This window comes from Staphylococcus sp. 231237_7MaSpsaltlick (assembly GCF_043107035.1).
In genome coordinates this window covers 1-461 of sequence record NZ_JBICNX010000359.1, presented here as the reverse complement: position 1 = coordinate 461, position 461 = coordinate 1, and the positions used below count along the sequence as shown (strand labels likewise).

Annotated in this window: 1 pseudogene; it reads right to left on the bottom strand. The window is 33.0% G+C overall.

Annotated elements, in window-relative coordinates:
• Window positions 1-180 precede the first annotated feature (180 nt).
• Window positions 181-461, bottom strand: a pseudogene (locus tag ACF91D_RS31880) (hypothetical protein); the annotation flags it as partial.

Genomic DNA, 461 nt, shown 5'->3' with positions numbered 1-461 from the left:
TCTTCTGTAGTATTTTGTGAATTACTACTATTTTTTTGTTTTGCCTGTAATTCATTCTTTTCTAACTCTACTTCTTGATACTTGTTGTATCCAAAAAATCCAACAGCTGCTAATATACATAAAATAGCTATTATTGTTATTGTACTTAATAATTTTTTCATCATCTATTCATCCTTAAATTTAATAATTGCCACCTTGACCATTTGCACGAGCTTCTACTTGTCCTCTTAAATATTCTCTATACGCTGGATCTTTTGATAATTCATCAACTGCTTCAGCATCTTCACTTGGCATTCCTTCTTTATAAGCATCAAGAAATTCATCGTCTGACATTTTTTTAGCATCTTCTGCTGTATATTTAGGCTGAGTTTCTTCTGTACCATCTTCATTTGAAGCGTCGCTCCCCCCAGATTGAGCCATAACTTCTTGCTCATATTTCTCTTCTTCATCTGGAGAATCAA